12 protein-coding genes and 1 pseudogene are annotated in these 15542 nt (G+C 71.2%); 8 read left to right on the top strand and 5 right to left on the bottom strand.

From position 1 onward, the window contains the following. Position 1 precedes the first annotated feature (1 nt). On the top strand, positions 2-1450 hold the full coding sequence (locus ACH4SP_RS25305; protein WP_398417836.1) for an MFS transporter: 1449 nt from the start codon (positions 2-4) through the stop codon (positions 1448-1450). Here the strand turns inward: ACH4SP_RS25305 and ACH4SP_RS25300 are convergent. Next, on the bottom strand, positions 1412-2260 hold the full coding sequence (locus tag ACH4SP_RS25300; protein ID WP_398417835.1) for a spermidine synthase: 849 nt from the start codon (positions 2258-2260) through the stop codon (positions 1412-1414). The genes ACH4SP_RS25305 and ACH4SP_RS25300 overlap by 39 nt on opposite strands. A gap of 237 nt (positions 2261-2497) precedes the next feature. Here ACH4SP_RS25300 and ACH4SP_RS25295 point away from each other — a divergent pair, with 237 nt between their 5' ends. From ACH4SP_RS25295 to ACH4SP_RS25285, 3 genes are all read left to right on the top strand, one after another. Continuing rightward, entirely contained in the window at positions 2498-2683 is a 186-nt protein-coding gene (locus tag ACH4SP_RS25295) for a hypothetical protein (protein ID WP_398417834.1), read from the top strand. A 131-nt stretch (positions 2684-2814) separates the two neighbouring features. Continuing rightward, entirely contained in the window at positions 2815-3996 is a 1182-nt protein-coding gene (tuf, locus tag ACH4SP_RS25290; protein ID WP_398417833.1) for an elongation factor Tu, read from the top strand. A 285-nt stretch (positions 3997-4281) separates the two neighbouring features. Further along, positions 4282-4488 (top strand): hypothetical protein, encoded by a 207-nt coding sequence (locus tag ACH4SP_RS25285; RefSeq protein WP_398417832.1) that lies wholly within the window; start codon positions 4282-4284, stop codon positions 4486-4488. Between the two features lie 35 nt (positions 4489-4523). Here ACH4SP_RS25285 and ACH4SP_RS25280 read toward each other — a convergent pair whose 3' ends face one another. Together ACH4SP_RS25280 and ACH4SP_RS25275 are read right to left on the bottom strand one after the other, a co-directional pair. Next, a complete protein-coding gene (locus ACH4SP_RS25280) occupies positions 4524-8216 on the bottom strand; it encodes an NACHT domain-containing protein (RefSeq protein WP_398417831.1) in 3693 nt (1230 codons plus the stop codon). A 132-nt stretch (positions 8217-8348) separates the two neighbouring features. Further along, positions 8349-9113, bottom strand: a complete 765-nt coding sequence (locus ACH4SP_RS25275) for a DNA alkylation repair protein (RefSeq protein WP_398417830.1) — start codon at positions 9111-9113, stop codon at positions 8349-8351. Positions 9114-9162: 49 nt separating this feature from the next. Between ACH4SP_RS25275 and ACH4SP_RS25270 the strand changes: the two are divergent. Together ACH4SP_RS25270 and ACH4SP_RS25265 are read left to right on the top strand one after the other, a co-directional pair. Beyond that, a pseudogene (locus ACH4SP_RS25270) lies at positions 9163-9891 on the top strand (TVP38/TMEM64 family protein); the annotation flags it as partial. A 313-nt stretch (positions 9892-10204) separates the two neighbouring features. Then, the gene (locus ACH4SP_RS25265) at positions 10205-11089 is read left to right on the top strand and encodes an undecaprenyl-diphosphate phosphatase (RefSeq protein WP_398417829.1); all 885 of its coding nucleotides are present in this window, start codon (positions 10205-10207) and stop codon (positions 11087-11089) included. Positions 11090-11351: 262 nt separating this feature from the next. On the opposite strand, the gene ACH4SP_RS25260 is transcribed toward ACH4SP_RS25265, so the two are convergent. After that, positions 11352-12314, bottom strand: a complete 963-nt coding sequence (locus tag ACH4SP_RS25260) for a S8 family serine peptidase (protein ID WP_398417828.1) — start codon at positions 12312-12314, stop codon at positions 11352-11354. Positions 12315-12511: 197 nt separating this feature from the next. Between ACH4SP_RS25260 and ACH4SP_RS25255 the strand changes: the two genes are divergently transcribed. After that, a complete protein-coding gene (locus tag ACH4SP_RS25255) occupies positions 12512-12988 on the top strand; it encodes a nuclear transport factor 2 family protein (RefSeq protein ID WP_398417827.1) in 477 nt (158 codons plus the stop codon). 119 nt (positions 12989-13107) lie between these two features. Beyond that, positions 13108-14739: an apolipoprotein N-acyltransferase gene (lnt, locus tag ACH4SP_RS25250; protein WP_398417826.1), complete on the top strand. Its 1632-nt coding sequence runs from the start codon at positions 13108-13110 to the stop codon at positions 14737-14739. Here lnt and ACH4SP_RS25245 read toward each other — a convergent pair. Continuing rightward, the gene (locus ACH4SP_RS25245; protein ID WP_398417825.1) at positions 14624-15529 is read right to left on the bottom strand and encodes a Gfo/Idh/MocA family protein; all 906 of its coding nucleotides are present in this window, start codon (positions 15527-15529) and stop codon (positions 14624-14626) included. The two genes, lnt and ACH4SP_RS25245, sit on opposite strands and share 116 nt — an antisense overlap. Positions 15530-15542: the final 13 nt, after the last annotated feature.

Genomic DNA, 15542 nt, shown 5'->3' with positions numbered 1-15542 from the left:
AGTGACTTCACCCGCCGCCCCGCCGCCGTCCGCGGCCGCGCGCCGCCGCCCGTCCTGGGCCGGCCGCAACTACTCGCTGCTCACGGCCTCCGCCGTCGTCACCACCCTCGGCTCGAACGGCGCGCTCATCGCGGCGTCCTTCGCGGTCCTGGCGACCGGCGGCACCGCGGGCGACGTGGGACTGGTCGCGGCGGCCAGGACCGTACCGCTGATCCTGTTCCTCCTGATAGGCGGCGCGGTGGCCGACCGGCTGCCGCGGCACCGGGTGATGGTCGCCGCCAACGCCCTCAACTGCGTCTCGCAGGGCCTCTTCGCGGTCCTCGTGCTCACCGGCAGCCCGCAGCTCTGGCAGATGATGCTGCTGGCCGGGCTCGGCGGCGCCGGGCAGGCGTTCTTCAGCCCGGCGGCGGAGGGCATGCTGCTGTCGACCGTCAGCGGCGAGCAGGCCGGACGGGCCTTCGCCGTGTTCCGGATGTCGATGAGCGGCGCCTCGATCGGCGGCGCGGCGCTCGGCGGGGCGATGATCGCCGCCGTCGGACCCGGCTGGGTGCTCGCCATCGACGCGGCGGCGTTCGCGGTGGCGGGTGCCATGCGGTCGTTCCTCGACGTGAGCCACATCCCGGAGCGGGTCAAGAGCGGCGGTCTGCTCTCCGACCTGCGGGCGGGCTGGCAGGAGTTCTCCTCACGGCCCTGGCTGTGGGGGATCGTGGTGCAATTCTCGGTGATCAACGCGGTGATAGCCGCCGCCGAGGCGGTGTACGGGCCGCTGGTCGCCGAGGAGCACCTGGGCGGCGCGGCCCCCTGGGGCCTGGCACTGGGCGGATTCGGTGCGGGCACGTTGTGCGGGGCCGTCCTGATGATGCGCTGGAAGCCGCAGCGGCTGCTCTTCTCGGGAATGCTCTGCGTCTTCCCGCTCGCGCTGCCTTCGGTGGGGCTGGCGATTCCGCTGCCCGCGTGGGCGCTGATCGCAGTGATGTTCACGACCGGCGTCTTCATCGAGGTGTTCGGCGTCTCCTGGCTGACGGCGCTGCACCAGGAGATCCCGGAGGACAAGTTCTCCCGGGTCTCGGCCTACGACTGGCTGGGTTCGCTCGCCATGGTCCCGATCGCCACGTCCCTGGCGGGCCCGGCCGAGTCGGCCTTCGGCCGCTCGAACGCCCTGTGGGGTTCGGCCGCGCTGGTCGTGCTGCTGACGACCGCGGTGCTGATGCTTCCTGACGTACGGAACCTCCGCCGCCGCACACCGGACCCGGTGACGGCCGCGGAACCGGCCGCGCCGAACCCGGTGAAAGTCGCGGAACCAGCCGCGCCGAACCCGGTGAAAGTCGCGGAACCAGCCGCGCCGAACCCGGTGGCGGAGCCCTCCGCAGCCCCGGCTCCCCTCCCCTCAGCTCTCCCCTCAGCTCTCCCCTCAGCCGACGCTGAAGGCCCCGGCGGGCGGCTCGGGTGACGCGACCGCGTCCGCGTCGGGCACCGCTGCGGCGCCCCTGACGAACCGGACCAGCGCGGCCCCGTGCTCGACCCGCGCCGGAAAGGCGTCCGATGCCGTACGGCGCGCCAGCGCGGCGGTGTCGATGGGCTGCTGGGAGGCGACGAGGACCGCGTTGCCGAACCGCCGGCCGCGCAGTACCCCGGGCTCCGCGATGAGCGCAAGCTCCGCGAACTCCGCCCGGAACGTGGCGAGTTGGGACCGCAGGAAGTCGAAGGGCGCCCCGTCGGCGAGGTTCGCCGCGTAGATCCCCGCACTGCGCAGCACCCGGGCGGCCTCGCGCACGTACCCGGCCGAGGTGAAGGCGGCAGGCACCCGGGACCCGCCGAAGACGTCCGCGATCAGCACGTCGGCGCAGTCGGCGGGGGCCGCCTCCAGCCAGGCCCGCCCGTCCTGCCCGTGCACCGTGATCCCCGCCCCGCCGTCCGGCAGCGGCAGGTGCTCGGCGACGAGGGCGAGGAGCCCCCGGTCGGCCTCGACGACGTCCTGCCGGGAGCCGGGGCGGGTGGCGGCGACGTACCGGGGCAGCGAGAGCCCGCCGCCGCCGAGGTGGACGACGTCGAGCGGCAGCCCGGGGTCAGCGGCTCCGTCGACGACATGGGCGAGCCTGCGCGCGTACTCGAATTCGAGGTACGTGGGCTCGTCCAGGTCGACGTACGACTGGGGTGCCCCGTCGACGGTGAGCAGCCAGGCGTGCGCACGGTCGACGTCCGGCATCAGCTTGGCGGTGCCGCCGTCCACGTCCCGGACGACCGGTACGGATTCTTTCATCCGTTCATTGTGCCCCGGGCGGTCCCGCCGGTTTCCGCGTATGCCGGGGCACTGCCGCGCCGCGCCCGCCCCTCGTTCCCGCCCCTCGTTCCCGCCCCTCGTGCCCACCACTCGTGCCCGCCACGTGCCCACCCTCGCGCCCGGACGGACCGGGGTCGTCCGGCGCCCGCCTGTCCTCGAACCCCCTGCCGGGAAAACCATTCGCCCCGCACGGCCCCATCGGCGATGATCGGCCTCATGTTCCGGTACGCCTTCCTCGCAGCAACGCCCGCAGTCGCGGGCGCTGTTCAGGCTGCCGACTGCCCGGTCACCGACGTGCCGGCCTATTTCCTGCCCGATGCCTTCGGCCCCGACGCATTCGACCCCAAGGCATTCGGCCCCGACGCATTCGACCTCGACGCCTTCGACGGCGCCCGAAGCTGACTCTCCCCGGACATTCCGGCGGACCCCGCAGGGGGAGGGTCGGCCAGACCCAGGGGTCCCCGTCTCCCGCCGCGAGGCACACCGGCCCGGCGCGGAGACCCTCGGCTTCACGCTTCCCCGAAGGATGAGCCATGCCCAAGACGGCATACGTTCGCACCAAGCCGCACCTCAACATCGGCACCATGGGTCACGTCGACCACGGCAAGACCACTCTGACCGCTGCCATCACCAAAGTCCTCGCCGACCACGGGACCGGCACCTTCGTCCCCTTCGACCGGATCGACCGGGCCCCGGAGGAGGCCGCGCGCGGCATCACCATCAACATCTCGCACGTCGAGTACGAGACCGACACCCGCCACTACGCCCACGTCGACATGCCAGGACACGCCGACTACGTCAAGAACATGGTCACCGGCGCCGCCCAGCTGGACGGCGCGATCCTCGTCGTCTCGGCGCTCGACGGCATCATGCCGCAGACCGCCGAGCACGTCCTGCTGGCCCGCCAGGTCGGCGTCGACCACATCGTCGTCGCGCTCAACAAGGCCGACGCGGGCGACGACGAGCTCACCGACCTGGTCGAGCTGGAGGTCCGTGAGCTGCTCTCCGCCAACGGCTACGGCGGCGACGCGGCCCCGGTGGTCCGCGTCTCCGGCCTCAAGGCCCTTGAGGGCGACCCCCGTTGGGTCGCGGCGATCGAGGCACTGCTCGACGCCGTCGACACGTACGTGCCCATCCCCGAGCGCTATGTCGACGCGCCGTTCCTGCTACCGGTGGAGAACGTCCTCACCATCACCGGTCGGGGCACGGTCGTGACCGGCGCCGTCGAGCGCGGCACCGTCAAGGTCGGTGACCGCATCAGCGTCCTCGGCGGTCTCGGCGCGGACACCGAGACGGTGGTCACGGGGCTCGAAACGTTCGGCAAGCCGATGGACAGTGCACAGGCCGGCGACAACGTGGCGCTGCTCCTGCGCGGGATGCCCCGCGACGGGGTGCGCCGCGGCAACATCGTGGCGGCGCCCGGGAGCATCTCCCCCGCGCGTCGCTTCACCGCGCGGGTGCACATCCTGTCGACGAAGGACGGCGGCCGGTCGACGCCGATCGCCACCGGCTACCGTCCGCAGTTCTACATCCGCACCGCGGACGTGGTCGGCGACGTGGACCTGGGCGAGGCCGCCGTGGCCCGGCCGGGCGACACCGTCACCATGACGGTCGAGCTCGGCCGTGACATGCCTCTCGAAGCGGGCCTCGGCTTCGCGATCCGCGAGGGTGGGCGCACCGTCGGCGCGGGCACCCTCACCGAGGTCCTCGGGTAGGGGCCCGGTGGTGCCTGGTCCGCACGTCCGCACAGACGCAACGTCTGCGCAGACGCAACGTCTGTGCCGACGCACCGTCTGTGCGGACCAGGCGCCACCCCGCCGGACGGGCTGTCCCTCGGCTCAACGGACGCACTTCGGTGTTGTTCGGCGTACGGCCCTGCGCCGCCCCGCTGAGCTGGGTGTTCGTCATGCGGTTCCCACCGGTTCGGAGTCGTGCCGGGTGATGCTCTCCCCCTCTGACAGTGGTGCCTCCAAGACGTTCCGAACTCTCCGGAGGACACCGTGGGCAAGAGCATCACCCTGCGCACCGCAGTGATCGTGAGTACAGCCGTCACGGCCGGTTCCGCGGCGGGCAGCACCGCCGAGGGGCTCGTGCAGTTCACCGACCAGCCGCTGCCGTTCCTGGGGCAGATCGTCACGGGTGTGGTGACGCTGTGGGTCGTGGAGAAGCTGGACCGCGTCATCGCGAAGGACAGGGAAGGGAACTGACCGAGGGGCATGTCACCGCGGGCGGCCGGAGGCCGTCAGACCGGCCCTTCGGCCGCCCGCAGCACCCGCTCGGCCGTGGCGGGACACTTGGGGAGGGAGAGAAGCAACGACTCGACGTATGCGGCCGGCATTCCGTCGAGCGTCTCGTCGGAGACGCTGGAGAGGATCTTGTCCGCGAACCGGTCGGCCCAGTCGAACTGTTCCTGGTCGACGGCCAGCAGGAGCACGGCCAGTTCCGACTTCTCCGACCTCTTCGGCCTTCTTCGCTCGGCCGTATCGAGCATCCAGGTGAAGAGCGCCCCGGGTGGCCCGTCGACCGGAGCCTTCAGAAGGTCGAGGCCGATCAGTGCGAAGGCTGCCGTTGCGGCCTTGGTCGATCGCGAGTTCCTCACCTCGTGCAGCGCACACGCCAGCAGATCCGTCCGGACCGCGTGGCTCATCCGGTCGACCGTCGCGGCATCCGCCGTCAGCGCGGACAGCACGGCCTCCCCCACGGACGGTTCGAGCACCGCGCAGTCCTGCGTGAGTCTGCGGGCGAGGATGCGGACGTAGCGCTCGTCCGTGGCGGCCTCGACAACCGCCAGGCAGGAGGAGTAGCGCCGGGCCAGTTCCTGGTGCGCGGTACGGTCGCACGTCACGAGCGACATCAAGGTGCGCTCCGGCGAGTACAGCACTCCGTCACGGTCCAGCACGGCGGTCACGGAGACGTTCCCGAAATCCTCGTAGGCGACTGAGGCCATCTGCGTCACCGCACTCATGTCGTCGTCACCGAGCATGCGCACGCGACGCAGTCGTTCGTCGGCCGCGACGCTGCCCCAGCGCCGAGCGGGGACCTGACCGCGCTCCGCCGAAGCGTCGGCACCGGACTCGGACGTCTCGCCGTGCCGACCGTCCTGTTGGACCAGGCGTACCGCGACGTCTCGCGTCTGCTGCTCCCCTGCTGCGAACGAGGTGCAAGTGACCGCGCGGGTGAACGCGTCCCACGAAGTCGGGGCGAGTTGCGACTGCCAGAGCGTGGCGTGGTCGCGCCATGCCCGGGGCCTGTCCGCCGTCGAGCCTGTCAGGACCGAGAACCGGACGGTTCCACGCACGGCGAGCTCGACGAGGAGCAGGTTCACACTGAAGCAAGCGTGCCGGTAAGTGATCGCGACCGGTCCTGTGGTGTACTCCGCCCCGCGGGCGGGGCGTGCGAGCAGCGCACCGCGGAACATTCCGGGGATCATCTCCGTGGACGTGAGCAGTTCACGCAAGTCGGACAGGATCTGCACCCGGTCGGTCAAGGGCGAGAAGGAGAGCAGGCCGAAGAGCAGTTCCTCGTACGGCCCTCCGTCCGGGCAGTGCCGAAGTATCGCCGCGACCTTCCTCGCGACGAGATATTCGCCGAAGGTCGCATGCAGAAACTCGTACCATCTGTGATCCTCGCGGCCGCCGAATGTGGCTCTGGCCTCGTGGATGAAGAAGAACCGCCCGAACAGCATGCGAGCCGGGGAGAGTTTCGCCGGATTCTCCGGGTCACGCAGAAAGCCGAGGTCATGGTCTGCTTCCTCGGCGCTGACGCCCTGCCGCCCCCGGTTGAACATGGCAGCGGCGATGATCGAAAGGTGGTCGAGTTCAGCCTCCACCTTGGCCTCCATCACGTCAGGAGTGAGCCCCGGCTCCAACTTCTCGACCTGCCGCCGGACGAACAACTGCATGATCTTCTCGTACAGTTCGACACGGCTGAGCCGAATGATGGCGTCGCTGCCACCCCCGCTCTCGACCGCGTAGTAGAGCGCGAGCATCAGCAGCAGCAACGGTTGCGCCGCCAGCCCTGGATGCCGTTCACCCATGCCGCTCGGCAGGGGCTCGATGCGGCAACGGGCGAATCTTTCGCGGTTCTTCTCGTTCCAGGTGTCGACCCACAGCTCGATCCGCTCGGCGTCGAAGGGTTCAAGGCGCATGAGGAGGCATCCGTCAGGGATCTTTGCCTGGTCCGCGACCACCGTTCGGCTGGTGACGATGGCCGCGACCGGCCGGCCGTTGTTGGCCGACGTCTGCTGAAACTCCTCGATCTCCTCCAGATAGCGCCAGTGGTCAGCGCCCCCGGCCTGGAGGAGTTCGTCGAAACCGTCGAAGATGAGCACCGGCAGGACGTCCGGCGACTCTTCGACGACCTCCACCCAGTCGGCACGCTTCTGCGTCGCGGCCCGAAGGGCGTACGCGATCTGGTCGAGGACCTCCCCGTCGGCCGGAACGTTGCGCAGCTCGATCCGGACGGGCAGGTAGTCCGAGGCCGGCAGGCGTGCTGCCAGCATCCGCGTGAGAAGGGACTTCCCCGCTCCCGGGTCGCCGAAAATGATCACTGGACGCTGGACGACGGGCAGGCCGCTCAGGTACCCGGCCAGGAACCCCTGAATCTCGTCGCGCAAGGGCCGCATGCGCCACCACTCATCGACGTGCGGCTGATCGCCGGCCCGGTACACCGAGCAGCGGAACGCCGGGTTGACGTATCCCTGGGCAAGTTTGGGGATCTCCGGGCGCGAACCGTCGTGCGGTGTGTCGGCGATCGGGGAGATCGGACGGGCCAGCTCGCGGCGGTAGATCGAGCTCAGCTTCGCGGGCCACGCGCTCGGTTCCGCCTTGCGGGCCAGTGCCGTGAGCAGCGTCTGCAGTCCGCTGAGTCCCCGCTTCTGCTCGCGCAGCCCGCGAGCCAGCGCTTCGAGTTTCCGCCGCCCTTCACTGTCCGACACCGCGGAGGACATCTCGATGGCATGGGTACCGTCCTGAAGACTGGCCCAGACGAACAACTCCGGGCACTCCGAGGCCAGTTCACCGAGGCGAATTCCGTACAGCTCCTCGGCCTCGGCCCCCAGTGCGGCATGCCGGTCCGCGGAGGAATCCGGTCCGCTCCAGGTGACCGCCGCCACCGCCTCGGCGTAGTGCTGTGTGACGCGCACGCGGTGGTCCGTGTACGAGACGTCCGCGACCGGCATCGGGGCGGCTGCCAACTTCCCGTCCGCATAGGTGACGGCAATGATGTCGTCCACGTCGAACGCTCGCCCCGACCCCAGCAGCATGTCCAGCACGGAACTGCGGAGGAAGCTCTCCACCACGACGACCGTGTGCGCGGCGTGCAGCAGCCGCACACGATGCTGGTGACACGCCTGCCTCACCGTGCCTCCGATGCCGCCCAGCAGGGCGTCGGTGACGTCCCGGCAGTGGTCTCGAAACGCGTCGAGGTCGTTGGCCTCCTCGATACGGTGCAGAGCGAGTCCCTCTGCGGCAGACCGGAGTTCGCTGTCCGGGCCCGCGAGCAGGACGACGGCATCGACGAAGCTGAAGTCCCAGAACTCGAACGTCTCGTCCGGCAGGGCAAAGCGCTCGTGCTCGTACGCATCGCTGCAGATCCGGCAGCGCGCCGATGCGACGGCCGTCTCCTCGGCCTTCGGCTTGCGCGCCGGCTTCTCCGCTTCCAACGTGGTCACCAACTCGTCCAAGCGGCGGCGCCAGAAGCGGAGTTCGTCCTTGATCCTGCCCGTCTCGGGACCGGCTCCCTCGAAACAGGCGGAGACAACCGTGCGCACTGCATCCCAAGAGGGCGCCTTGGCCCGCTTGCCACTCAGCATCTCCGAGACTGCGGGCACACTCAGACCGAGGCGTGACGCGAGCTTCTGATAGTTGACATCGCGCTCGCGCACCAGCTTCTTCAGTGGCCTCCAGAAGCTGACCACATGCTCATTCACAGCCACGCGATGCTTGCCTTCCCCGTGCGGCCGCCGCTCGTCCCGTAATCGTACGGGCCGTCGACGGCGCACAACCATCCCCGGGCCTGCTGCTGTTGAACGTGGGAAACGTACCGGGCGAGGACTGAGCCGTCCGGCTCAGAGGTGCAGGTTCTTCAGGGCCTCGCGCACCGACAGCGGCGACAGTACGTCCCGGTGGGCGGCGACGAAGTCCCGTACGGCCGCCGGATCGGTCTTCGCGTACTCGCGCAGGCTCCAGCCGATGGCCTTGCGGATGAAGAAGTCGCCGTGGGAGGCCTGGCGCAGGCAGTACGCGAAGAGGCGGTCGGCGTCGGTGGCGTCCTTGTACCGGAGCTGGTGCAGCAGGGCGGTCCTGGCAACCCACAGGTCGTCGTCGCCGATCCACTCGTCCATGACGCGCCTCAGCCCGGGGTCGGCGGCGACGAGCGGCCCGACGAGGTGGGCGGCGAGCAGGTCGACAGTGTCCCACCAGGGGACGGTGGTGATCAGCTGCCGGGCCACCGGCAGGAAGCCCGAGCTGAGGCGTGGGGCGTACCGGCGCAGGTAGTCGACGGCGAAGTAGTGGTACTCGCGCTCCTCCAGCGCCCAGCAGCGCAGCGCGATCGCCGAGCAGTCCGCTTCGTCGGGGCGCGGTGTGCCGTCGAGCACAGTGCGGGAGAGCGTGCGGCGCTCGGGGGTGCGGATGCCGAGGAAGGGGGCGACGTGCTTCATGTACGCGGCGGCCTGCTCGGCCCGTACGGGGTCCGCTCCCGTGGGATACACGGTGGTGAGCCGCTCCAGGACGGTGTCGGCGAGTGCGCCGGAGGGTCCGCAGGGGCCGGGGGCGGGGGCCGCGGACGGGCGGGCGGGGCCGCCGTCAGCCGTCCGGGTCAAGCGGGTCATGCGGTGCACATTACGGCGATCACACACGGATGTCAGTTACTCTCCCGGGATGTTCGACCAAGCCACCCGGGCCACGGCCGCCCGCACGGAAACACCGCGTTCGGTGCGCTGCGCCAGGGCACTGCTGTCGCCCTGGTCGCGGCTCGTCCTGCTCGCGGTCGTGCTGGCGTCGGCTGCCACGGCGGTCCTGCTGTACGAGCCGCAGAAGATGCTCGCCGACGGCTGGCCACCTCAGCTGGACGGGGTCACGGCCGCGGTCCTGTTCGGGGTGGCGTACGGGCTGTGCACGGTGGCTTTCGTGCCGCGGCCGATCCTCAACCTGGCGGCGGGCGCGCTGTTCGGCACCGCCCTCGGCCTCACCACGTCGATCGGCGGCACGGTGCTGGGCGCCGGAATCTCCTTCGCGCTGGGCCGGCTGCTCGGCCAGGACGCGCTGCGTCCGATGCTGCGGGGGCGGGTGCTGCTGGCGGCCGACGGGGTGCTGAGCAGACACGGCTTCCGGTCGATGCTGGCGATCCGGCTGTTCCCCGGGGTGCCTTTCGCGGCGGCGAACTACTGCGCGGCGGTGTCGCGGATGCGGTACCTGTCGTTCCTGACGGCGACCGGGCTCGGCTCGATCCCGAACACCCTGGCGTACGTCATAGCGGGCAGCGAGGCGAAGTCGCCGACGTCCCCGGCGTTCATGATCTCGACGGGCTTCATCGTGGTGACGAGCATCGCCGGTGTGGTGGTGGCATGGTGCAAGCGCCACTCGATCGGGCGCTCGGCGGTGCAGGAGTCCGGTTCCGCGGCGGAGCGGGCGTGCTCGCCGGAGCGGACGCACTCGTTGATCAAAGCACCCTCGTTGATCAAGGCCTCCTCCCTGCAGACGCCCTCCCTGGTGAAGGCCTCTTCCCTGGTGAAGGCCTCGCCCCTGGTGCAGACTTCGGCGGCCCCCCTCTCGAACAAGTGAACTTCTGGACGCGGCGGCGAGCCACGCCCGTTGCCCGCTGAACACCCTCCGGCCACCTCCCACAGGTACGCTGCGCACCACTCACCCCACCTCCGCGCGGCGCAGCGCTGCGCGCACACCCGGGACGGCGCCACCCCATATGAGCTGGTTCGAATCGTTCGTCCTCGGTCTGGTCCAGGGCCTGACCGAGTTCCTGCCCGTCTCATCGAGCGCCCACCTGCGCCTGACGGCCGCCTTCGCGGGCTGGCAGGACCCGGGGGCCGCGTTCACCGCGATCACCCAGATCGGCACCGAAACCGCGGTCCTCATCTACTTCCGCAAGGACATCGCGACGATCGTCTCCGCGTGGTTCCGCTCGCTGCGGGACAAGTCGATGCGCAGTGACCACGATGCCCAGATGGGCTGGCTGGTGATCGTCGGCTCGATCCCGATCGGCGTTCTCGGGGTCACGCTCAAGGACCAGATCGAGGGGCCGTTCCGCGATCTGCGGCTGATCGCCACCACGCTGATCGTGATGGGCGTCGTGCTCGGCATCGCGGACCGGCTGGCGGCGCGCGCGGAGGCGAACGCGGGCTCGGGCCGCCACCAGGCGGGCAACCACCGCAAGACCCTGAAAGACCTCGGGATCAAGGACGGTCTGATCTACGGCTGCTGTCAGGCGATGGCCCTGATCCCGGGCGTCTCCCGCTCCGGCGCGACCATCAGCGGCGGCCTGCTGATGGGCTACACGCGGGAGTCGGCGGCGCGGTACTCGTTCCTGCTGGCGATTCCGGCGGTGCTGGCTTCGGGCGCGTACGAGCTGAAGGACGTGGGCGAGGGGCATGTGTCGTGGGGGCCGACGGTCTTCGCCACGCTGATCGCCTTCGGGGTGGGGTACGCGGTCATCGCATGGTTCATGCGGTTCATCTCGTCGCGGAGCTTCATGCCGTTCGTCTACTACCGGATCGCGCTCGGCATCCTGCTCTTCATCCTGGTCGGAACCGACGTCCTGAGCCCACATGCGGGCGAGTCGGCGGGGAACTGAGCCCTCCGGGGGGCGCGGGCGGTCTTCGTGCGGGTGCGTCCTGGCTGGCCGCCGGGGCGGGTGGTCTTCGTGCGGGTGCGTCGTGGCTGGCCGCCGGGGCGGGTGGTCTTCGTGCGGGTGCGTCGTGGCTGGCCGCGCAGTTCCCCGCGCCCCTAAAAGCCTGCCCCCGGGGGCGGGACGGGTGGGCAAGGGGGCGGCCCCCCACCGCGGCACGCCCCCACCGCGACCGCACGCGCTCGCGACCGCCCCACCCGCACCCCGCCTACTTCTCCGTAGCGACCGCCGCCCCCGCGTCCACGATCCCCAGCCCCAGTTTCGGCAACTTCTCCGGGTTCCGCGCCGTGCCCCGGATCGCCGCCATCACCTGGTCCGGCGTCCGCCCCTGCGCATGCAGGAGCGCCGCCACCGCCGACACGTACGGCGCCGCCATCGACGTCCCGTCCAGCGTCCCGTACCCCGACCTGTTCTTTTCCGTCTCCTTCGTCGCGTACGTCGGCAGCGTCGAGAGGATCTTCACGCCGGGGGCGCTCACCGCCTCCTGCGCACCGAAGTTGGAGAAGTTCGCCGGCTTGTTCGCCGGGCCGCTCGCGCCGACCACCAGGACCGGGGTCTGCGGCTTGTACGGCTGGAGGGCCGTGCCGTCGTTCCCTGCCGCCGCGACGACGACCGCGCCCTTCGCGTGGGCCGCCTTGATCGCCGGGTTGAGCACGCCGCCCTTGAGCAGCCGGGCCATCAGGCCGGACTCGCCGAGGGAGAGGTTGATGACGTCGGCGCCGTGGTTGGCGGCCCAGACGATGCCCTTGGTGATGTTGGCGTCGCTGCCGCTGCCGTCCGCGCCCAGCACCCGTACCGGCATGATCTTCGCGCCGGGGGCGCCGCCCGCGATGCCGATGCCGTTGTCGGTCGCGGCGGCGGCGATGCCGGAGACATGGGTGCCGTGGCCGTTCTGGTCGGTGGGGTCGTCGTCGTTGTCGACGAAGTCGTGGCCGTCGACGAGCCGGTCCTTGAGGTCGGGGTGCTGGCGGTCCACGCCGGTGTCGACGACCGCGATGACCGTCTTGTCGCCGTCCGACGTCCCCCACGCGTCGGGCAGTTCGATCGTGTCCAGCGCCCACTGCTGGCCGCGCATCGGGTCGGCCTTCCCCTCGTCGCCGCATCCGGTGACCAGGGCTGCCGAAGCGACGGCGGTCGCCAGCAGGACGGAGGTCGTACGACGCATACCCATGTGAGCACCTCACGAATGACCGGTGGACCGGTGGACGGGCTGACCGGTGGACGGGCTGACCGACTGACCGACTGACCGGTTGATAATGGAATGGGACGTTTTGGCCGATCGTAGGAGCGCCCGGGCCCGGTCGCACGGCGAACACTCGGGCCCCACGGGCCCTTGGCGGCACGCCCCCGCTGCCCGAGACTGAGCCGATGACCCAGCGTGTGGAGCTCGCGACCGTAATGGACCGGCTGGCCATCGATGCGGTGATCACCGGGTACGCCGTGGCCGTCGACGACGCCGACTGGACGGCGTACCAGGCCCTGTTCACCCCGGACGGCCGCGCCGACTACCGCTCGGCGGGCGGCATCGAGGGCCCGGCGCGCGAGGTCGCCGGGTGGCTCGCCGAGATGCTGCTGCTGTTCCCGGTGCGCCAGCATCTGATCGTCAACCGGCGGCTGGAGCTCGAAGACCTCAACGGGTACACGGGTGACAGCGCCGAGCTCCAGGCGGACTACCTCAATCCGATGCGGCTGGAGCGCACGGGTGAGGCGAACGGCGACGCCGGGCCGCCGAACTTCGTCACCGGTGGCCGCTACACCTTCAGCCTGCTGCGCTCCGACGACGGGTCCTGGCGGGTGCGCCGGGCGACCGTGCACGAGAAGTGGCGGCACGCCGGCCGGGAGTAGGGCCGGACCTGGCCCTGTCCGGCAGGCGGGCCCGCGGGCCGCGGGGCCGACGCCCACTGTCCCCCGCCCGGCCCCTCCCCCACACTGGGAGCATCACTCCGGTGGTGAGGAGGCGCGGGATGCCGAGGCACTGGGTGCTGTCCGGTGGGCCGGGGCGTCTGCTCGACTCGGCGTGGTGGCGCGGTGCGGCCGCGGTCCTGGCCGGGGCGCTGCCCGTGTTCGTCTTCCCCGCGCCCGGCCTGTGGTGGTTCGCCTACGTCGCCCTGGTGCCGTGGATGCTGCTGGTCCGCTCCGCGCCGACCGGACGGCGGGCCGCGCTGGACGGCTGGCTGGGCGGGCTCGGGTTCGTCCTGGCGGTGCACCACTGGCTGATGCCGAGCCTGCACGTGTTCATCGTGGTGGTGGCGGCGCTGCTCGGTCTGCTGTGGCTGCCGTGGGGGTGGCTGGTGCGGGCCCTGCTCGGCGGCCGTCCGACCGTGCCCCGGGCGCTGGCTGCCGTGGCCGTGCTGCCGTCCGGCTGGCTGATGATCGAACTCGCCCGTTCCTGGGAGGGGTTGGGCGGCCCCTGGGGTCTGCTCGGCTCGTCGCAGTGGGACGTCACCGCCGCGCTGCGGCTGGCCTCGTTGGGCGGGGTGTGGCTGGTGAGTCTGCTGGTCGTCGCGGTGAACACCGCCGTCGTGGTGCTGCTGACGCTGCCGTACGCGCGTGTCGCGGCCGTGTCGGCCGTTCTCGCCGTCGCGCTGGCGGCCGGGGCGGCGTGGCTGTGGGCGCCGCGCCCCGAGCGCGTGCACACCGCGCGCATCGCGGTCGTACAGCCCGGGGTGATCGGCGACGGCATCGGCAGCACCGAGCGGCGGCTCGCGCGCGGCGAGGAGCTGACGCGGACGCTGGCCGGGCTCCGCGTCGACCTGGTGGTGTGGGGCGAGAGCAGCGTCGGCGACGACCTGCCGGCGCACCCGGACGTCGCCGCCCGGATCGCCGCGCTGTCCCGCCTCGTCGGCGCGGACGTCCTGGTCAATGTGAACGCCCGGCGCTCCGACCGGCCCGGCATCTTCAAGTCGTCGGTGCTGGTGGGACCGCAGGGACCGACGGGGGCGCGCTACGACAAGATGCGGCTCGTGCCCTTCGGCGAGTACGTTCCGGCGCGCGCCCTGCTCGGCTGGGCGACCTCGGTGGGCAAGGCGGCGGGCGAGGACCGCAAGCGCGGCAGCGGCCCGGTGGTGATGCCGCTGCCGAACGGGCTGCGGCTCGGGCCGCTGGTGTGCTTCGAGTCCGCGTTCCCCGACATGAGCCGCCGGCTGGTCAGGGACGGGGCCCAGTTGCTGATCGCGCAGTCCGCGACCTCGACGTTCCAGGAGAGCTGGGCGCCCGCGCAGCACGCCTCGCTGGCCGCGCTGCGGGCCGCCGAGACCGGCCGGCCCATGGTGCACGCCGCCCTCACCGGGGTGAGCACCGTGTACGGTCCCGACGGCGCCCGGCTGGGCGCCCCGCTGGGCACCGCCGAGAGCGCCGCCGCCGTGTACGACGTACCGCTGGCGCGCGGCCTCACTCCGTACGCGAAGTACGGCGACTGGGCCGTCCACCTGGCGCTGGCCGTGCTGGCCCTGCTGCTCGCGGCGGAGGGGGTGCGCAGCCTCAGGAAGTCTGCTCCAGGGCTGTCCGTACCACCCGCTCGCACAGCTCATGGGTCGCCAGCGCGTCCCGGGCGTCGAGCACCTTCCCCGCTCGTACGGCGTCGAGGAAGCCGGTGACGACCTGCTCGATGCCGCGCTGGCGGGCGACCGGCACCCAGTCGCCGCGGCGGCGGACGCTCGGCTGGCCCTTGTGGTCGATGACCTCGGCGAGGTTGACGACCTGCCGCTTGGTGTCCTGGCCGGACACTTCGAGGATCTCCTCGGTGGAGCCCGAGAGCCGGTTCATGGTGCCGATCGCGGTGAAGCCGTCGCCGGAGAGCTGGAGGACGACGTGGTGCATCAGCCCGTCGACGATCCGGGCGCGGACGTCGACGTGGTCGATCTCGCCGGGCGCGAGGAAGCGCAGCGTGTCGACGACGTGGATGAAGTCGTCGAGGACGAGGGTGCGCGGGTCCTCGGGCAGGCCGACCCGGTTCTTCTGCATCAGGATCAGCTCGCGCGGGTGCTCGACGCACTGCGCGTAGCCGGGCGCCGTGCGCCGGTTGAAGCCGACGGCGAGGCTGACACCGCGCTCCTCGGCGAGCTCCACCAGCCGTACGGAGTCGGCCAGTTCGTACGCCAGGGGCTTGTCGACGTACGTGGGAACGCCCGCCTCGATCAGCCGGGTGACGATCTCGGGGTGGGCGGCCGTCGACGCGTGCACGAACGCGGCGTCCAGCCCCTGGGAGAGGAGCCCGTCGAGCGTGGTGTGGGTGCGCTCGGCCGGGATCCGGTGGGCCTGCGCGACCCGCGCCAGGTTGGCGGGGGTGCGGGTCTGGAGGTGCAGCTCGGTCTCCGGCAGGGTGGCGAAGACCGGCAGGTACGCCTTCTGCGCGATGTCTCCGAGCCCGATGACGCCGACCTTCACGGGGGTCTCCCTC

Source organism: Streptomyces sp. NPDC021093 (genome assembly GCF_044333135.1).
Lineage (GTDB): Bacteria > Actinomycetota > Actinomycetes > Streptomycetales > Streptomycetaceae > Streptomyces.
The sequence above is the reverse complement of the archived record's forward strand: the minus strand, read 5'-3'. Positions and strand labels throughout refer to the sequence as shown.

Excerpts from the sequence above, each read along its gene's own strand:
- ACH4SP_RS25300 (WP_398417835.1), bottom strand. The coding sequence starts at position 2,260 with ATGAAAGAATCCGTACCGGTCGTCCGGGACGTGGACGGCGGCACCGCC.
- ACH4SP_RS25295 (WP_398417834.1), top strand. The coding sequence starts at position 2,498 with ATGTTCCGGTACGCCTTCCTCGCAGCAACGCCCGCAGTCGCGGGCGCT.
- tuf (WP_398417833.1), top strand. The coding sequence starts at position 2,815 with ATGCCCAAGACGGCATACGTTCGCACCAAGCCGCACCTCAACATCGGC.
- ACH4SP_RS25275 (WP_398417830.1), bottom strand. The coding sequence starts at position 9,113 with ATGACCCGCTTGACCCGGACGGCTGACGGCGGCCCCGCCCGCCCGTCC.
- ACH4SP_RS25265 (WP_398417829.1), top strand. The coding sequence starts at position 10,205 with ATGAGCTGGTTCGAATCGTTCGTCCTCGGTCTGGTCCAGGGCCTGACC.
- ACH4SP_RS25260 (WP_398417828.1), bottom strand. The coding sequence starts at position 12,314 with ATGGGTATGCGTCGTACGACCTCCGTCCTGCTGGCGACCGCCGTCGCT.
- ACH4SP_RS25255 (WP_398417827.1), top strand. The coding sequence starts at position 12,512 with ATGACCCAGCGTGTGGAGCTCGCGACCGTAATGGACCGGCTGGCCATC.
- lnt (WP_398417826.1), top strand. The coding sequence starts at position 13,108 with ATGCCGAGGCACTGGGTGCTGTCCGGTGGGCCGGGGCGTCTGCTCGAC.